The sequence below is a fragment of the Candidatus Lokiarchaeum ossiferum genome (assembly GCA_025839675.1).
Classification (GTDB): Archaea; Asgardarchaeota; Lokiarchaeia; order Sigyniarchaeales; family Promethearchaeaceae; genus Lokiarchaeum; species Lokiarchaeum ossiferum.
The window spans coordinates 5,226,446-5,246,559 of the sequence record CP104013.1 but is presented as its reverse complement, the minus strand read 5'-3'; the positions used below and the strand labels follow the sequence as shown (position 1 = coordinate 5,246,559).

Below are 20,114 nucleotides of genomic sequence, written 5' to 3'. Positions count from 1 at the left end.
TTTTTCTTCCATTTCCTTCATTAATTCTTTCTTTTCTTTTAATATTTTGACCAATAGAAATTTTTTTAAAGCCTTAAACGAAGTGTTTTGTTACATTCATTTTTTTTTAGATGAGTTGAAAAGAGGCATTAAAAGTTATGAAGAAAATTAATCAAATACTATTATTAGGTTTGGTGTTATTTATGATAATTCCAAATCTCAATGGGAATATTCCAGCAAATGCAGGAACACCATACAGTTCTGCAGATGATTTACGTCCTTTAATTTATGGGACTACAAGTTTAGTTGTGGATTTAGATCCTCAATTCGCATGGGATAGCGCTTCAGTTGATCATATCACACAAGTATGTGAAGGATTATTTGCGTATGATTTAGGAGATCCTAATTTGGCAATAATTCCGAGATTAGCAACTAGCTTTGGAGTATGGGGAACTGAAAGTACAATGGACGGGATTAAATTCAGTTATACAGTTGAATTGCGAACGGGAGTGAAATTCCATGATGGTTCAGATTTCACTGCTGATGATGTTGTTTTTACATTCGATCGATTAAACAACTTCTGTTCAAGCGAACCAAGTACTCAAATCTCAGAGTTATATGAACCTTTAGCTTCATTGTATCCGAGTTCACCTTTATTAATTTATAGCACAACCGCATTAAATGCAACCCATGTAAAGTTTTTATTAAATTATGAATATGTTGCCTTTATATCCCTTTTATGTTTTTCAGGTTCTGTTATTTTATCGGATCAACCAGGAAGCACTCCTACAAATGATTATTATATAACTGCTACGGATACTTTGATCGGAACGGGACCTTATTATCAAGAATCAAACAGCGAACGATTGACCGTATTTAAATATTTTGAAGATTATTACCGTCCCGCCCCATCGATAAAAGAAATGCATTGGGTATTATATGATGATGCAACAACATTGAATCAAGCCTATCTCGCAGGAGATATCGATTTTACTGAAGCAATCAGTTCGGATTTTATGGATGAATATGAGGCAAGCCCAAATCATGTTGTAGGGGATCGTATGCAAGGCACCGTGATTATTTACATGGGATTCGATTTCAATAGAATCGAGAAAAATACAAGAAATGCAATGCAAGCGGCTTTTGATTATAATTATGTTATCAATGAATTGGGTCAAGGGGATCTCGCTCAAATGACCTCTATCGTACCCAAGGGAATCATGTTCCATGATGCCTCTATCCCAGCACCCATTCAAAATCTAACCTTAGCCCGTGAAAAGATGCTAGCCGCTATCGCAGCAGGAGAAGGAGAAGGAGTATTTGCACTTTCTCAATCCACAGGATTGACTGCAAGTTCTACAGATATGGAGTGGGAAGCAGCCACCGTTGTTTCTTACACTTACACCTACAACTCTGGAAACGCTATGCGTGAAGGAGTCGGAGAATTAGCAAAAGCAAACTTTGCTAAAATAGGAATCCATCTTACCGTTGTTGGTTTAACCTGGGGTGAATTCTTAGACTCATTAGATGATGGATCATGCCAAATCTTTATGTTGGGATGGGGTCCAGACTATAATGATCCTAGCAACTTTATCAACCCATTATTATCCCCAACCTCAACCTCTAACCATGCACACGTAAACGATTCAGAACCAATGGTTGGATTGAATGATTTAATGACCGCTGGATTAGTTGAAACAAATTTAACAATACGCGAGCTCATTTATCATGATATTCAGAGACGTGTTATTGAGCAAGGTGTTTGGATTTATTTATACACCAGTAATGCACGTTCAGTCTATACCGTCGAATTATCAAACCCCCATCGCAATCCTATGGGCCTTTTAGATTTTTATAGTATGATTTGGACAGGAATTCCACACCCCGATGATGATAATGATGGACTCTGGAATGGAGAAGAAATTTTATTAGGTACAGATCCAAATAATCCAGATACCGACGGAGATGGTTATGATGACGGCGTTGAAGTTAATTATGGATCAGATCCTTTAAATCCTAATGATTATCCTGGACTTGATAGTGATGGGGATGGATTCCCAAATGTGGTAGAGATTGCCGAAGGAACCAATCCATATGATCCTAATAGTTATCCTGGCATGGATAGCGATGGAGATGGTATTACAGATGATGATGAATTTGATATTGGCACAAACCCATATAATCCAGATACAGATGGTGATGGTTACACCGATGGGCAAGAAACGGCAGGTTTGGGAGATTTCAGTGACCCCTTGGATCCAATGGACACACCTCAAGATCAAGATTTAGATTTTCTCACGGATTTTGAAGAAATGGTCAATTATAACACTAACGTCCATATACCAGACACCGATGGAGATGGAATATTAGATGGAATGGAGGTTTATACTTATTCCACCAATCCGACATCGAAAGATACGGATTTTGATGGTTTAGAAGATGGAAGTGAAATAAATACCTATTTTACCGACCCCTTAAAAATTGATACGGATAATGATAATCTCAATGATAATTTTGAGGTAAAATTGGGCACAAATCCTTTAGATGATGATTCTGACGATGATGGATTTTATGATGGATATGAAGTCAAAATGGGAAAAAATCCTCTGGATGCAAATAGTTTTCCAGGAGATGGACAAGGAACTGCAACAGAAACAACAGATACAACAGAAACAGCAACTACTACACCAAATAATCCCTTTGGAGATATTTTCTCTTGGATTCCCGGATATTCAGTAACATTTCTAATAATCTCAGGGACTTTTGTAGCTATTGGCATAATTTTGCAGCAAAAACGCAAACATACGTAGATAGTATAGTTTTGTGTCTTTTTTTTCTTCTTTATCACTTATTACTCCTATCCTTTAACAATTAATAAACAAATTTTTGTAAAATGATATTTTGATACAATTTAATTAAAGATATATGACTTCTTCCTTCCCTTTTATCCTTTAAACGAATTTCTAATTTCCTAATCGAATTGAATAAGAGAATTTTTTTAAAATGTAAAATTTAATCATGGTATGGGTGAAACCTCAACTCAATCTATTGCAATTCCGCAAGAAATTGATACAGCCAAAATTCAGAAGCAAATTGCAGCAAACTTATCAATATCACTCCAATCTATTCAAAAATCCATCGAACTTTTGCTTGATGGGAATACTGTTCCTTTTATTGCTCGTTATCGAAAAGAAGCGACGGGAGCTTTAGATGAAATCAAGTTGAGGTCCATTCAAAAAGAATACAATTTAAGTGTAGGTATTGAAGAACGAAAAATATCAGTTCTCAATTTAATTAATAAACAAAATAAATTAACGCTTCCCCTTCGCGATAAGATTCTTGAAGCATCAACCCCCCAAGAAGTAGAGGATTTATACCTTCCCTTCAAAATCAAGCATAAGACTTTAGGAGCGAAGGCGCGTGAAAAAGGCTTGGAACCTCTTGCCATTCTTATTAAAGAAGGTGTTTCTACAGGAACTATTGATAGTATTTGTCTCCCCTTTATGAATAAAGAAAAAGGAATCACCTCATCCAAAGAAGCACTCTCGGGAGCAGTGGACATCGTTGCCGAAGAAATTGGTAATCATCCTGAGTATCGACAATTCACTCGTGAAATTGTTTTTAAACGAGCAATCGTGAAAACTGAAGTCGATGAATTAGTATTGAAAAATGAAAAAAAAATAAACTCTGCTTCTGGAAAAGCAATTGATCCCCGAACCTTTGAAGATTATTTCGATTTCTCATTAGAAGCCATTCAGTTACAAAATCATCAAATTTTAGCAATCAATCGTGCAGAGGATTTAGAAGTGCTAGATGTATCCTTTGAAACTCCTGAAGCTGAAATTGTGCATGAATTAAAAAAACAGATACTTCATAATCATTCACCTGAAACTCATGTACTTTATGATTATTACATAAAAGCCATTGAAGCGGGATTTAAAAGATATATCATCAGGGCCATCAAGCGCGAACTATGGAAATCTTTATGTAATACTGCAGAGGCTCATGCCATCACCGTATTCGCAACTAATTTAAAAAATCTATTAATGACACCTCCTATTAAAGAAAAAGCAATCATTGGATTAGATCCGGGTTATCGAACAGGATGTAAAGTCGCGGTAATCGATCAAAATGGCAATTATTTAGCAGATAGTGTAATTTACCCTCATCCTCCTAAGAATCAATTGGCAGAAGCTAAAAAAATAGTTTTAAATTTGGCTAAAAAATATCATGCGTATACATTTGCAGTGGGAAATGGAACCGCTTCCAGAGAAACCGAACAAATGATGGCAGATCTCATTTCAGAACATCGATCAAAAAATTTACCTTTAGAATTTGCGATAGTGAGTGAAGCGGGAGCATCGATTTATTCTGCATCCGAAGTAGCGATAGAAGAATTTCCAGATTTAGATCTAACCGTTAGAGGGGCAATAAGTATTGCCCGACGATTACAAGATCCTTTAGCAGAATTGATAAAAATTGATCCGAAAAGTATTGGAGTTGGTATGTATCAACATGACGTGAATCAAGCCGAATTAAAAACAGAATTGGATGCAGTTATTGAAGATTGTGTCAATGGAGTAGGTGTCGATTTAAATACAGCTTCAAGTAAATTGTTAGAACACGTTTCCGGATTAAACAAAAGGGTCAGTAAAGAAATTGTGAAATATCGATCTGAAAATGGAAATTTTTATTCCCGAAATCAACTATATGAAATTAAAGGGTTAGGTCCAAAAGCGTTTGAACAATGTGCAGGATTTTTAAAGATTATGGAGGCAACTAATCCTTTAGATCGCACTTTTGTGCATCCGGAATCCTACGAATTAACGGAAAAAATTCTTGCAGAATTAGAGATTCCCATTGACTTTCTAACTGATCCCCAAAAAATAGAATTGGTGCAAGAAAAATTGCTTTCTATTCGCCCGAAATCTTTTGCCAAGAAAATGGATGTTGATCCAAACCGAATACGGTATTTAGCAGAGCAATTACGAAAACCAAACTTAGATCCTCGAGAAAAATTAGATCCGGTAATATTACGCCAGGATGTATTATCTATTGAAGATTTGAAAGAAGGGATGATCCTAAAAGGCACCGTTCGTAATGTTCTCGATTTTGGAGCCTTTGTGGATATTGGTGTGAAATATAATGGTTTAGTCCATAAAAGTCAAATCGCCAACCAGTTTGTGAAAAGTCCCTATGACTTTCTGGCCGTTGGGGATGTAAAGGATTTTATGATTATCGGAATTGATTTATCGCGGAATCGAATTCAATTGTCCATTAAACAAGTCCTCAGTAAAAAATCCAAAGGATCTTAAGGAAGGATATTTTCTAGATGACAATCATTTATCTAACACGTCATGGTCAAACCGAATGGAACAAAGCCCACATCATGCAAGGATGGCAAAATGCCCCATTAACAGATTTGGGAAAGGCTCAAGCGAAACAATTAGGAAAAAAACTTAGACCTATTGCTTTTGATGCTGTTTATTCGAGTGATAGTGACCGCGCATATCATACAGCTCAAATTATCACCCAAAATCAGCCCAAAACAATTATCAAACTTGCCTCATTGAGAGAAATTAATCTTGGTGAATGGGAAGGAAAATCTCTTCAAGAATTTGAACAATTGAATCCGACACAATATCATAATTTTTGGAATTTACCTCATTTATACGTTTCTTCCGCAGGAGAAACATTTTTTGATGTAAAAGAACGTGTCATAAAGACTTTCGAGGGTTTAATACAAAAACATAGGAAGGAACGCCTATTAATTGTGGCTCATACCGTAGTAGTAAAAACAATATTAGCATTTGTTGAAAATGAACCCTTGAAGAATTTATGGGTTTTACCATATATACACCCAACCAGTTTAAGTATAATCAGAACTGATAATCAAACCAAAAAAATTGAACTCTACGGGGATATTTCACATTATGAAGATGAATAAGTTGAAAATGGTTCTTTATTAATCCTCGTCATCGTCATCATCAAAAAAGACTTCCATTTTTTTCCGAGTGTGATCTTGATCGGTAGTTAGAAAGGTCCCATGTTTTCCCGCATCTTCAATCCGAGTATCGGGTATAACATTGGGCATCGCCATTTCGGGCGGGATTTCTCCCGCCATAGCCTTCATCATCTTTTCAATTTCTTCCTCACTATATTGCCCCTGGCGTTTTAAAAGCATCTTCATTATACGAGTTTGAATTGTTTTACCAATACGTTTAAGGGCAGATATCACAGGGTTCTTTTTCAATGCCTTTTGTTTCTTCTTCAGCGATAATCTGTGTGATGAAATTTCAGATTGAATTAAAGCAGGCCACTGATCTCTTGGAATATCTTGATTTTTTAACTCTTGCTTTACTCGTCGCAAAATTTGATGTTCTTCTTCCGAAAGAGAGGATGTTGATTTTTTGGAACCCGACATATAATAGTTGAAAAAGAATGGATCAAAAAAAATTTTTTTGATTTTAGGATAAATCATCAGCTGAAATTACTTTTTTTAATATTATTTCGATATCTTGCCAGTGTCGCCCTCTCCAATAAATTTGGTTGCAATTCAGATTAGAACACTGCCAAAAATGATTGAAAGTGGTAGCAGTTCCCATTGAAAGTTTCTCGAGAATTTGTTTTTTTTCAACAACATCAAGCTCAGAATTGCACAACGAGCATCGTGGTTGAAATTTTAAATCATGGAGATCATTCCAAAGTAGTTTTTCTGGTTTAAAGCCAATATGTTGAAAAATTTTATGGAGTTGTTGATGGAGTTCTTCTTCATTTAGAAAAAGTACCATTTCTTCTGGTAAATTTTCTTTTTTTAATCGTTTCTGCGTGATCTCATAAAAAAGGTGGTCCCGAGTTATTAAAATCCGATTCACCTTTAAGATATGTTCTAAAATTTCCGGATCTTTTAATTTAGGGTCTGCAATCTCAGTATCGAATCCTAAAATCCGTAAAAAACGACCCAGTTTACCAAACATCGCATCCACATACAATAAAACGGATGATTTTTCTGTCATCTTTAATCCTTAATAATTTTTATTGATTATCTCAATTATAAATTTTCGTCATTAAACCTCAGATATTTTTTCAATTTCCTTTCTTCTTACATTTGTCTGGCTTATAGGTAAATATTATTTTGATCTCGACACTATGGATATTGAGAAAAAATAATATAATAAGCTACCTCGGATCAACCATCATGATAGAATCAACATTTCAACACATTCCGAATATTTTAAGGAAAGGAGAAATTCGTCTATGGAATTCAGGGATCACCACATGGCAAAAATTAATCAATACATCAGAAAAACACCCCCATTTTACCCGAAAAATGTGGCAAGCTTTAAAAAAGGAATGTATTGAGTGTCAACAGGCTTGGGACCAAGGAAATATTAACTATTTTTTACAGCATTTTCCCGAAGAAATTCATTGGCGGTTTTTTCCTAATTTTGTTGATCAAATTTTATATTTTGATGTAGAAATGACAGGTTTGGATATTCAAAACGATAAAATCACCACAATTGTTGCGTTTGATGGAATTAAACTCCATTATTTTGTAAGAAACAAAAATCTAGATGAATTTCCCCGTTTATTGGAAAAATTTACAGCGATTGCAACTTTTGATGGAATACGGACAGATATCCCGTTTCTTGAAAAAGAATTTGAAATTCACTTCGATAAAATTCACTTTGATCTCTTTTCACTCAGTCGTTTAGTAAGGTTATCAGGCGGATTAAAACAAATTGAACGAATATTGGGAATCCAACGAAATTTACCCGAGGAAATGAATGGTCTAATGGCAATATTCCTTTGGAACGAATACCAAGCCACACAAGATCCACAATTTTTATCCACTTTGCTTGCCTATAATGCTGAGGATGCCCTTCATTTACAAGAAATTCTGTTCCTTTTTTACGAAAAACTGCGGAAATTTGAACGTATTCCCGAGAAAAAGCTTGAATATTCACCTAAATCGATCCAGTTAGATAATATTGCTTCCAAGGATGTTCTTCAGATTATCAATTTAAAATATGGTTCTGAATTTCTGTAAACCACATTCTTTCCGAGAATTTATAGCAACCTAAACATTTTGATCATAATAAATGATTTTTTTTGATCTAGAGTTCTATGTTCCGCCAGAGGAACGAAACCACCCAAATTCGAGAGGTACTTTAGTTTTCAATCCGGGAAACTCCAATCATATTATATTGGGAGGCTATTTTATTTCATTACCCATATCAAGCATCAAATCGGAAGATCAAGCTTCCTTTCGACATGATACATCATTTTGGATTTGGAATTATTCATCTGAGGAAACATTATTAGGAGCGATTAAGAATTTTTTTGAAGAGGAATTTAGTTTTCAACAAGGGCAAAACACTCAAATTTTAGAAAAACGAGTTAAAGATGTAGTTACTTGTGGATTTGCAATTGCAAGAATAGATCTTCCAGCATTATATATTCGGAGCCAATACCATCATATTGCCCCAACGCCCAATCTTTTTGAAATTTTCTTAAAATCCAAAGTCATTGATCTATGTAATGTGAGCGCTTTTCTATTCCCCAATGAAACAACCTTATATCCAAAAACGGCTTATGAGGTGAGTAAGCGATTATTCCCTCACACAAAATGGAAACCAAGTGGAAAATCGGTTTGGAAATATTATGATGAGGGAGAATATGAACAGATCGAAACCCGTTGCCATAACGAAGTTACCGATATTCTGCACATTTATAAAAAACTTCAATCTTACATTGGTCTTCCTAGAAATGATTGATTTTTAAGGTTAGTAAATCAAATAATGTATAGATATAAAACTAAAAGTTGAAATCGCGATGGTAGACAGATTTAAAATTACTTATTTAGGCGCTTGCCCCTACAGCTATTCTGCAATGCTTTTCAAGAATATTAAGAAAATTCTGCAAAATAAACCAGATCCAATTGAAATCGCATTGTGTCATTCCGATGAGCGAAAATTACGTTTGCTAAGTCAATATCTCTATAATGCGATCAAAAGAACCAATAAGAAAAAACTTACCAATGTGCTTATTTCGACCTATACCAAAGAAGAAGAAGCATTAGCCAATTCCGACTTTGTTATTCAAGCCATTTCCACAAATAATATGCAAACCATGCTTTACGATTATTATCTTCCGTTGAAATTTGGGATTGTTCAAGCTGATGGAAGTCAAGTTGGTCCCGCAGGCATATTTCGAAGTTTCCGGACGAATGTTCTTACTTCCGAAACATCACAAAAAATCCACAAAATATGCCCAAACGCACCTTTCATGATATTAACAGATCCGAAAGCTTCGAATATCTTAGCAGCACAACAAACAACCCCATCAATATTATCTTTTGGGATTTCATCAGATCTTTACGAGGGTACCATTCCAATTCAAAAAATTATTCAATCTCATCCCGATTTTGAGAAAAATTCAGAGTTCGAGTATATGTATCAATATGCAGGGATTCCCCATTGCAGTTGGTTAACAAAAATTACCTATGGAAATCAAGATTACACGAATTCGTTACATGAACTTGTGGAATCAAGTAAATTAAAAAAATTTAAACAATATTCATTTAACCTTCATCTATACAACACTTTGGGCGCATACAGTTATACAAAACCAAAAAATTTAGCAAATTATTTTCCAGATTACTTGAATTATTTCAATCACCTAAATTCATCCCCAATTTGGAAATTTCCACTTAAAGAGATTAAAGAACGAAACAAAATAGTCTCTTTTCTAAAAAATAGCGTTAAAAAATTAATCCCTCATCCAATTCTCTACAGTTTTCGTACATACAATAAGATACCCGGTGCCCTTGACATAGCAATAGATTTTATGCACGAAAACTCAACTAAATTTTCAGGAATTATTCAAAATCATCATTTTGAATCATCGATGATCCAAAGTCTTCCTGAAGAATCAATTGTAGAATACCCCATAATATTTACAAGTAAAAAACTCCAACCAGCATCCCATATGGATCTACCAAATGAAATTACTGAGATTCTTACACCCTATAGTGATTCTCAACAGTATACTGTTGATGCTGCTTTGGGAAATAAGATGGATCTTGCAGTTCAAGCCATGCTAAAGGATCCATTAAATCAATGGATCGATGATGAAGAAAAAATCACATTTCTCACCCAACTTATGCTTTACTACGAACAGAAATGGCTTCCTGAACCATGGCAAGAATGGATTCCAACAAAAGAAGATCTTTCCAAGTCGAAATGGTGGATTTCATTAACTGACTTAACAAAAAGAAATAAGCAATATCAAAAATTTAAATTTCCAGTGAAGGAAGAAATGAGAGTCCATGCGTTTTCCATGAAAAAAGAACCAAGTGCAAAAGTGGAACTTGAAGAAAACGTATAAAAAGTATAGGTGATTTCCAGCACAATTTCAACTCTTTTTTTTAAATTCTAATGTATATTTTCCTTCAAAATCTTTAATAAATTCACACTTCATCTTTTTAGAAGAATTAAAGGAATGTTTTTCAAAAATATTTTCAATATAAGAGACTCGAAGGTGTTAAAAAAATGAAAATCCTTTTTAGATTAAATGAAAGAAAAAAGATTAAGCCCGACTGGCCGAAGCATCAGCATCTTGAGCCATCTGTACCCCACTCTCATCAACTACACCCCGTGAAGACTCCAATGCCAACAATTCTTCTTCTGTTAAACCTGCTCTTTGTAATTCCTCCAATCTCAACATTTCTTTTAGTTTATTATGTTTGGTTACTCGAATAACACTGGAAATCATCGGAATAATAAGGAGAAACGGCAATAACACGGATAACGTCGATTCCACCGTTTGCAACTCCACGCTTTTCAGAATTGCATCGGGTGATCGAAGAAAAGCAAAAAAGTTATAGGGATGTACTACAACCCACATGATTGCAGTAATAAGAACAATGCGTGTCAACATGTTAATCAGCGTGGATGCAATTAAACGAGATGCCTTTGGTGATGCTGCTTTAGCAGTCAATGTATTTCGCGCTTCTTTATCTTGTTTAAATAATTTTTCAAGATAGTGCGCCACACGTCGAGTATCTTTCATAGCATCCATTATCACTTGTTCATTTTTTTCCGCCTTTTTCTTGGCAATTAATTCAGCAATAAAGGAAAAACCCACCGATTCAGCCTTATCTGACATCAATGCGCTCAACGATAAGCGTTCTTCTTCTTCCTTTTGAGCCTGACGATCCTCATCGGTTATGTTAAGACGCTTTTGCGCTTTTTTTTCTCGTTTCATTTCTTCAATAGCCTTGATCCGTGAAATGGCTTTTTCTGCTTCGGTATGCATCACATCAATTTGGCGATTCAAACGTAATTCCCGTTCGACTGAAGGTGTCGTCACACTATCCACATAAGCCAATTGGAACACAAATTCTAAATAGACAAACATTGTAGTTGCAACTAAGAAAATACTCGAGGTTAAAAATCCACCAAAAGTCAAGTCTTTAATATCAACAAAAATCTCAGGTTGCAATAAATCTTTTTCTATCAGATTTGTGTACCATTCAGGCATTTCTGCAAAGAACGAGGAAAACATGTTTAGAACAATGTCGATTTGTCTGAAAAATAGGGGAACGATAATGATAAGATTAATATAAACAATAACTTTAATGCTTTGACCGGGGTCACTAGTAATTGTTCCACGTAATGCATGATAGAACATAATAACAATACAAATTTGAAGAAGAACCATGTAAAGATCTTCAGTTATCTCCGCAAAGAGAAATTGTAACCCAGATAATGATTCTGCAAGAGTTGGGGCGAGTAAAGCAGGAGTAGCCACCATTGTATCTGGATTATAGTTAGGTAAGTAAAACCAATTTCCCACCATATTTGAGAAAACGGAATTTACAAAATTAATGAAATAATCCGCACTAAAAACAGCACCCAATACACTAAAAACGGCAGAAAACCCAAAGGAAATCCCTGTAAAGATCCCATACAATGCGATATACATAACATAGGCAAAAATATCACGTAAATCCCCAATAATACTCATAATATTCCAGAAATTAAAAATCTCTGGATTATAGATCAATCCTAGCTGAATTATTAACAAAACTAATAAAGCAATGGAGGTAATTCGTAACCCTATCAATAAGTAATTTTTTGCCATACCCTTTTCTTCCTTCTATGATTTTCCTACATTTCAATATGTAATAATAAAAAAAAACTTTTATTCTGCTTTTCCTACCCGTTTGGATTCTTGATATTCTGCCATAATCACTTCAAACATATCATCAGGAGCGACAGAAATAACAGGAACACCTAATTTTTGAGAATCCTTTTTAATATTCACAATGTGTAACATCATTTCTTCGGAGATAGCTTCTGCAAGGGCTTTATCTGTCGATGTTAATTCTAATTCATGGATTTCAAACCACGGTGAAAATGGTGAGATAACACATACTGCATGACCATAAGATTTCAATTTCCGAAAGGCTGCAAGTACATCTAACTGTGCAATCTCTAAATCGGTGATTAAAAAGACCAAACTCCGTTTATCCCAAGAGCGGGAAAACTCTTCTATGGACCAATAGATTTCTTTCTTACCTTGAGGAGTAATTTCTCCCAGAAAATTAATAATATCATAAAAATGACTGCGTTTAGTAGTGGGAGCCAGCCATCGAAAATTACTTCTATCCGAAAAGGTTGCGATTCCAACTTGATCTTTCTGTTCCATCGCAATTTTTGCGAGTAACATAGCAGATTTAATTGAATATTCAAATTTCGTCGCATCTACGGCCCCACCAGCCATTGATTCACTTGAATCGATTAATATGATTGTTGATACATTCCTTTCACTTTCAAACTCACGAACAATTAATTTTTGTAATCGCATACTCGCTTTCCAGTCAATTAACCGGAATTGATCTCCTGCGACATATTGGCGTAAATTTCGTAAATCCGTCCCCGTCCCTTTTTTCTTCGTTTGGTGAATACCGAAGGACATTGCCATAGCACGTTGTGCCCCCATCAATTCCAAGGCACGAATTTGTTCGTAAGGAGGATAAATTATAATGTCAGTTAATGATTTGGGGACAATTCGCTTTTCCGCATTAAAACCTAGCCGATCTCGGACGGTTACTTCTAATGGACCAAATTCAAATTCTCCACGCACTCGAGGTGCGAGTACGTAGGAAAATTTGATTGTTTTATGTGGATCAATTCGGGTACTGATATAGTTTTCGCCCGTAACTAACCGAAATGCTTTTGCTGGAAATTGATCAAATATATCTAAGAAATCGAATTTATTTCCCCCAGTGTTTTTGATGATGACCTTTATATGCATAAAGTCATCGCGGAATACACGTGTATTGTCGATTTCACGTGTGACATGCAATTCATCGATATTCATTGAACTTTCAAAAGCAGGCAATGAAATGAATGTCGCAAACAGAAAGAACACGCCGCAAATAATTAAATAATAGTTTTTAAAACTGAATCCCGCAGTCAATAAAAATGTCCCTAATACTACCAACGAACGTCCTTTTCCGCCCAGCATGTTATTTCTCTCGTTTATATCTTATTTTATGATTTATGTAAAAAAATAGGAAGGTTTTGATTCTTTAAATCGGCACAACCACTTCATTTAAAATTCGATTAATGACTGCTGTGGTTGTTAAGCCTTCTAATTCCGCTTCTGCCTTCAATCCGAGGCGGTGATTTAATACGGGCACACATAATTCCTTCACATCATCTGGTGTGACATAATCTCGCCCTAAGATTGACGCTCTTGCCTTGGCACATTTCATTAAGGTTAAACTGGCCCGCGGACCTGCTCCAATGGCGATCTGTGGATCGTTTCGGGTCTTGAACACAATATCTTTAATATATTCCAAAATTATGTGATCCATATACACCGTATTCACCAAGCGTTGTAATTCCACGATTTCTTCGGCGTTCGTCACTGGATCAATCACTATATTGTTCCCACTCAGTTGGCGCGCCATAATTTCGATTTCTTCCTCTTCTGGCGGATAATCTAACCACAATTTAAATAAGAATCGATCTAATTGTGCTTCGGGCAGTGGGTAGGTCCCTTCTTGCTCCACAGGGTTTTGGGTGGCAACCACTTGAAACGGTTTTTCTAAATTATAGGTCTTCCCCTCAATTGTGACTTGTTTTTCTCCCATCGCTTCAAGCAATGCCGCTTGTGTTTTCGGTGCAGTCCGGTTGATTTCGTCTGCCAACACAATATTCGAAAAGAGTGGACCTTTACGGATTACAAAATCACCCTTGGATTGGTCAAACACCATGGAACCGGTACAATCACTGGGGAGTAAATCCGGAGTAAATTGAATTCGATTAAACGTGATACCGAGGGCTTCGGCGAACGTTTTGGCGGTGACGGTCTTTGCAAGTCCCGGCACTCCTTCTAACAAAATGTGCCCGTTGGTGAGGAGCCCAATAAATAGGTATTGGAGCACTTCACCGAGTCCAACGACAACGCGGCCCACTTCACTCATGACATCCTGCGCAATCTCTCGCACAATGCCGATATCTGCTTCTTCATATACTTCTGCCATTTTTTTTTACCTTCCTAGTTTTAAAAAAATTAAATATGATCGTTTACCCAAGACATTTCCATAAAGAGTGTCTCAAATTCTCGTTCTTCTTTTATTACGGTTTTATTTCGCTTGATATCAAACATCATTTCAAGGAACCTTTTGATCCGATTAAAATGATCTTTGGACAAATATTTTCCTCGTTCAACTCTAATCGCTCGTAGAATCGCATCAATGCTCCGATCACCAGAATTTCCTAATAACCGATTCAATTTGCGCTCCATTCGACGATATAGTTGTAATAAAGCTTGATTATATTTTTTATGTTGACGATACCAATTGATTTTTTGAGCGAAAAATGAGGAAGTCCTGAATTTTAGAATTGATTTTTCCCGCTCAGCAGCTTCCAAATCTTTTAATTGGATTTTTTTCTTATTTCCTTCTTTTGGAATCCATTTACGTAAAGTTTGTAAAGCAAAAAGTGGATAGACCAACCCTAAAATGGGGTTTGTCGATAACCAATTTACATATCCTTGAACCGCTCCAAATGATGCTGCCGAATTTATTTCCGTACGCCCCGCAAGGTTTACACCAAAAAGAGATTCTTGTTCATCAAGAGTAATATGTGCTTCGTCAAACACCACAATTACATCAGAATGAGCCCTTCCACAAGTTAACCAATCCATTGCATTTAAGCCCATTTGTAAATTATCAAACTCGTCAATACTCGTTAATTCATTATTAAGCCAACTTGCATCAGTGGCGCAAAACACACGATTTGAATGCACCCCGTTAATAGCGGCAACATTTACACCCATATCTTTGGTGCTAAATACAGCTTGTTCATAACCACCTAATGGAAAACCACCTTTAAGCATCGTTGTTGCAATTCCCATTTCCGCATTATCGGAAGATACACTAGTTAAAACATCCCCTATATTTCCTCCGAGAGTGTATACATCTTCTAAAGGATCATACATCCCATCGCCAGATGTATCAATATAAGAATAAGATCCAGATGTCTGACCAATGAAGTTCCAACCTAACATATTTAACATACTTCCCCCTAAGAAAGCAGTTGCTTGCCCCAAAACGACTTGATCAATACCTTGATTTATTTCATGTGCGGGAAAATCAGAAATGATCGGAAAGGTAGGATTTTTCCAGTACATAGGATCTCCATTACTGTAGGTATTGTTTTCATACAAAATACCTTTGGGAAAGAATGTTAAGGGTGTAGCGTGTTCGAATCCCAAAACACCTATAGAAGCTGCAAACATTTCAGTCATTAAAGTTTCTGTGGTTCCATGATCATCGCAAATGAACATCGAAAAATTCGAACTAAAAGCTTCTAAGAGGTAGGGAACTTCCGCTGCAGGATTGTAGAACACATTGGGACCGGGTATGACCAAAATAACTTGTTTCGTTTTATCCAGCTGAGAAATAGTACTTAAAGAGGATTGGACAGACATCACAGTATATCCACCATCCTCAGTATCCGCTTCTAAGGCTTCCCGAAAATTAGACCACCCATTCCAAAGAGGATTGTATATGGAATTCGTTTTTTTATTTTCACCACCATCAACTACTGGATATACGATAGGAAGCCACATCAAGATAAGAACCATGACCATCAAAGCGGTTTTTATCCCAAAACTCGATTTTGACCCAGATTCTCCGGAAGCAATTCTTTCTGTGGAAATATTTTTTGTTGCGCTCGAAAGAGAAGAAATAGCACTGAAGGCAACAATTGCCATAAAGATAAGAGGAATATAATTTAGATAAGAAACTAATAAAGCAGTAGTAGTAATGCAAGCTTTAACGCTAAAATACAATGGAAAGAGGGTAGCAGAATATACTACCACGAGAGCAACAATCATAATAATTTTTGTTTTACCTGAAATATTCAAATTTAAAAAGGACTGTTGAAGTTTATTTAAGGAACGAAGGGTGAAAATAAGAGAAACCAGTACAACTGCTCCCCCGATTGCTAAGGGAACGATAACCTCTTGAATAGTGGTGGCAGTCTTCCAAGGATCCATCAGTAAAATTAAATCTTTATTAAGCGTAACCGCCCAAAGGAAAAATTGAGAGCCAAAGTTCAACCAAAAAGTAAAACAGATAGTAATGATAAAATTATTATAAATATTATATATCTTAGGAATTTTAGCCGAAAAAATCATCCCTATCACCCAAAAAATTAAAAGAATAATCATTACAGCGGGTAGCCACATATATGCGAGGAGTACAATATTTTTTGGCCCGAGCAATAATACTAAAGGAAGCGGTGGAGCCTGAAGATATTCCAATAATGCATTATTACCGAGCAATAATGGGGTGATATTTATACAAAAAAAAGCCCATACGGCCGATCCACGGGCAGCAGCTTTAGGACGTATAAGTTGACCCATAATTTTACGATTTTTACCTTGAATTAACCGGGAAAACCCTCCAATAAATGTCAATGCCCCCAATCCAGCCAGGACACTCCCAATAATTATTCCAGTTGTACCAAAATTAATTGTTAGGAAAACGACACCGACAGCAATCAAAGGTAGACTTAAAATCGTAATTAACCAGCCAGGATTTTTCATTTCTTGTTCACTTTTTGTGGTAATTTTTTTTAAAAAATTTTACATAGGAGGAAGAGGTTTTCCAACAAGGAATTCAAATACTTTTCCAAATTCTACCAACGATTTTTGGAATACTTCAGGATTGGAAGGTTTTCCACCATAGATCACTTCTTCCACTGCTTGAATGAAAGGATAAACAATGGTTGGATCCATATCATGTTCTTTCACCATTTTCATTGCATAATCTCTTACGCTTTGAGAAGGTAATTTCCGTTCTTTGTATTTTGCAGTGCAAAGCATTACAAATAACATGTATTCATAAGCAATTGCTTCTTTTGGGCGTTTTGTTTCGTTCAAAGTCTTGATGTTATTCAATTTTTGACCGAGATCAAAACCGCCACCTTTTTTCTTTCTTGCCATAATTTACACCTATGATTCTCTTTTATTTTTTCACTTAAATGTTTTAGCTCACTTGGAGATTATTTTTATGGGGGGGATTTATTCACTCACCGCTCCAATTTTTAAAGTTTGTTCAGATTCTAATCCACCGTCTGAACTCTCAATTAACGTAAATTCTAACATTGTTCCCGTGATTTCTTGGAAAACTCTTCCAAACACCAGCATTGATTTTTTAAACGCTTCAAGATTTAAATCGTAAAACCCATAAACAATATTTTCAACGAGCGCTAAATACGGATACGTTCGCATAGGATCGAGCCCATATTTCGTGACACAAGTAATCGCAAACACTCGAATCGTTTCATGTTCTTCTCTAACCAACCCATATTTTTCATTAATCAAATCAGCGAAGATTTTGTAGGTATAGGCAATTGCTTCCCGTCTCCGCCCTTGATTATATAAGACATTCACATTTTCAAATCGGGAATAATCCACCTTTCGCAACTTACGATCCCTTTTAGAAGATCGATCCATCCGTTGACGTTGGAAGATGACTAAACCCACAACAAGGGCTACCACCCCCAATCCCACGTAGACAATATTCATCCATTTTAAGGGAACATCCCCCGCTATCAAAGATGTGTTAGTTGGCGCCACATACGGCACCCCATCCTCAATTGTTAGGGTAATAGTATTGATTGAGGTGGAAGTATTTGACCCCAAATATTCAGAATCCATGTTCCGTAAATTAAGGGTAATTACACAAGCATCGATAGAAGTATTTACAGCAAATCCTTCTTCTGCAAGGTTGAAGGTAAATTCAAAGTATCCTTCGGCATTGGTTTCTGTGTATCCGATAAACTGCCCATTTAAGTAGAAATCCACAGTTTGAGACACAACAGTATAATTTTCATCCATAGAAATAGTCCCATTTAGGAAAACATCACCTTGAGTAAACACATAGGGAAGAGTCGTGTTTCGTACCGCGTTTGCAAAACTAAACGAACCATTAATTGCTTGAACCCTTCGTATAAATGTGGAAGCATTGAAGGCTTGATACTCTAAATATGATTGTCCAGGTTTAGTTGTTGGCACCCCTAGAAAGTGAACTCCTATATGTTCCATCCCATTCTCTTGGACAATGTTTTGAATTAACACCGTGCTATCCAAAGCTTCAATATTAATTCCTGTTTGACTAAGAGTGGAAGTAAGATTCCTATTTCGATAAAGTTCAAAGCGATTTGTTGGAATAGTGAAAATGCCACCCAATTCATCGGTGAGAGTAATTTCTAAATCGAATTCATCGCCGATCAATTTTGGAATGGAATTGTCAATGAGAATCGACAAATTCGTTCGTGAAGTTATATCTTGGATAAGAGATGAATTAGCGATAGAGCTTACCCCAACAATCACATTATCTCCAATATTTTCAGTAATATTTGCATTTAAAGTCATATCCACAGTGTTATCATAATCGGCTGCAACATTTACGGTAAATGAAAATAACCCATCAGACCCAGAAATGATAGAATTCCCCGGAAGATGGTTACCATCAATGATGGGATAAACTTCAATACCCGTCATATTGACAAACTGGTTATTAATTAATTGTTGAGTATATCCAGAATAAGTGAAGGAATTACCCCTAAGCGTGTGGGTTTGATTCATAGAAAGTAAAAATACACGTGCAGTTAGGTATTCCACAACCGTGGAAGCATTACATTCACCATACTGATAATAAGTCTCCCCATTAGTAAGTGTTTCGTTAATTCCATTAAAATGAACACCAATATCCGTTGTTCCTCGCGTATAGGAGATGCTCACGTTCTGTGTAAGATAGTCGACATTGTATTCTGTGATATTCAATAGTTCATCCCCCAAAGAATTGTTTCGATAAATTGTTATGTTCTCAGAAATAAAATCGAGAGAAGTTCCCAAATTATCTATAATAGAATAATTGACATAAAAGATATTACCATCATAAAGAGGACTAAGAATATTTGTATCTATATCAATGAAAGTTTCAACAGTGATATCGTGTACGAAAGAACTATTCATTATTGAATCAGGTCCAAAATACGTATTATCAGCTTCTACTGTTGTACAGTTCGCATTTATTATCATGTTTTGATCAATATCATAAGAAGAATCCACTTGATAAGAAAAACTAAATTGTCCATCATCCCCATTTATATTGGAAGTTTTTGTAGTTAAATTTGGATATAAGATAGTATTTCCATCGCTTCCATCACAAGCATGACCATCTATTATTGGAAAAACATCAATTCCACTTTCATTACTATAGGAGAGAATGAGAGGATCAATTTGAACAATTCCCGAAACTTTTTCTACATACCCTGTAAACGTGAGATTTTTACCGCGATTTGTATGGGTTTGATTAATAGATAATAGATATACTCTTATAGTGGAAGAATCTGCAGATTTGGGGGTGACTGACAAGTCAATATTTGTATAAAAATCCTCAGTGTCGTCTAGCTTTTCAATAGCTGACAACTGAATAGCATTTTGAAAAACAAGAGAACATCCTATTAGAATCATTGTAGCTAATACACTTATAGATTTCAATTTATCGTTGTTTTTATGTTTCTTTAAGTTCATCTATC

The 20,114-nt window shown here is 35.8% G+C and carries 14 protein-coding genes; 6 read left to right on the top strand and 8 right to left on the bottom strand.

From position 1 onward, the window contains the following. Positions 1-137: 137 nt before the first annotated feature. From NEF87_RS22430 to NEF87_RS22420, 3 genes are all read left to right on the top strand, one after another. On the top strand, positions 138-2,789 hold the full coding sequence (locus tag NEF87_RS22430) for an ABC transporter substrate-binding protein (RefSeq protein WP_457917585.1): 2,652 nt from the start codon (positions 138-140) through the stop codon (positions 2,787-2,789). Between the two features lie 213 nt (positions 2,790-3,002). Continuing rightward, positions 3,003-5,294 (top strand): helix-hairpin-helix domain-containing protein, encoded by a 2,292-nt coding sequence (locus tag NEF87_RS22425; protein ID WP_457917584.1) that lies wholly within the window; start codon positions 3,003-3,005, stop codon positions 5,292-5,294. Between the two features lie 17 nt (positions 5,295-5,311). Then, a complete protein-coding gene (locus tag NEF87_RS22420) occupies positions 5,312-5,926 on the top strand; it encodes a histidine phosphatase family protein (RefSeq protein WP_371803752.1) in 615 nt (204 codons plus the stop codon). 18 nt (positions 5,927-5,944) lie between these two features. On the opposite strand, the gene NEF87_RS22415 is transcribed toward NEF87_RS22420, so the two are convergent. Then, positions 5,945-6,403: a hypothetical protein gene (locus NEF87_RS22415; RefSeq protein WP_457917583.1), complete on the bottom strand. Its 459-nt coding sequence runs from the start codon at positions 6,401-6,403 to the stop codon at positions 5,945-5,947. 43 nt (positions 6,404-6,446) lie between these two features. After that, on the bottom strand, positions 6,447-6,995 hold the full coding sequence (locus NEF87_RS22410) for a Mut7-C RNAse domain-containing protein (RefSeq protein WP_457917582.1): 549 nt from the start codon (positions 6,993-6,995) through the stop codon (positions 6,447-6,449). Positions 6,996-7,177: 182 nt separating this feature from the next. On the opposite strand from NEF87_RS22410, the gene NEF87_RS22405 reads away from it, so the two are divergent. From NEF87_RS22405 to NEF87_RS22395, 3 genes are read left to right on the top strand one after another with little or no spacing between them, the layout of a single operon-like run. Next, positions 7,178-8,029 (top strand): ribonuclease H-like domain-containing protein, encoded by an 852-nt coding sequence (locus NEF87_RS22405; RefSeq protein ID WP_457917581.1) that lies wholly within the window; start codon positions 7,178-7,180, stop codon positions 8,027-8,029. Positions 8,030-8,081: 52 nt separating this feature from the next. Next, entirely contained in the window at positions 8,082-8,756 is a 675-nt protein-coding gene (locus NEF87_RS22400; RefSeq protein WP_457917580.1) for a hypothetical protein, read from the top strand. 58 nt (positions 8,757-8,814) lie between these two features. Continuing rightward, positions 8,815-10,368 (top strand): family 4 glycosyl hydrolase, encoded by a 1,554-nt coding sequence (locus NEF87_RS22395; protein WP_457917579.1) that lies wholly within the window; start codon positions 8,815-8,817, stop codon positions 10,366-10,368. A gap of 201 nt (positions 10,369-10,569) precedes the next feature. On the opposite strand, the gene NEF87_RS22390 is transcribed toward NEF87_RS22395, so the two are convergent. The 6 genes from NEF87_RS22390 to NEF87_RS22365 all read right to left on the bottom strand — a co-directional run bounded on the left by NEF87_RS22390 (position 10,570) and on the right by NEF87_RS22365 (position 20,109). Next, on the bottom strand, positions 10,570-12,126 hold the full coding sequence (locus NEF87_RS22390; protein WP_457917578.1) for a hypothetical protein: 1,557 nt from the start codon (positions 12,124-12,126) through the stop codon (positions 10,570-10,572). Between the two features lie 60 nt (positions 12,127-12,186). Next, the gene (locus NEF87_RS22385; RefSeq protein WP_457917577.1) at positions 12,187-13,515 is read right to left on the bottom strand and encodes a DUF58 domain-containing protein; all 1,329 of its coding nucleotides are present in this window, start codon (positions 13,513-13,515) and stop codon (positions 12,187-12,189) included. A 64-nt stretch (positions 13,516-13,579) separates the two neighbouring features. Continuing rightward, the gene (locus NEF87_RS22380; RefSeq protein WP_371803744.1) at positions 13,580-14,539 is read right to left on the bottom strand and encodes an AAA family ATPase; all 960 of its coding nucleotides are present in this window, start codon (positions 14,537-14,539) and stop codon (positions 13,580-13,582) included. A 29-nt stretch (positions 14,540-14,568) separates the two neighbouring features. Then, positions 14,569-17,112, bottom strand: coding sequence for a hypothetical protein (locus tag NEF87_RS22375; protein WP_457917576.1), 2,544 nt, complete (start codon positions 17,110-17,112; stop codon positions 14,569-14,571). 39 nt (positions 17,113-17,151) lie between these two features. Beyond that, entirely contained in the window at positions 17,152-17,511 is a 360-nt protein-coding gene (locus NEF87_RS22370; RefSeq protein ID WP_457917575.1) for a hypothetical protein, read from the bottom strand. 78 nt (positions 17,512-17,589) lie between these two features. After that, positions 17,590-20,109 (bottom strand): hypothetical protein, encoded by a 2,520-nt coding sequence (locus NEF87_RS22365; protein WP_457917574.1) that lies wholly within the window; start codon positions 20,107-20,109, stop codon positions 17,590-17,592. Positions 20,110-20,114 lie beyond the last annotated feature (5 nt).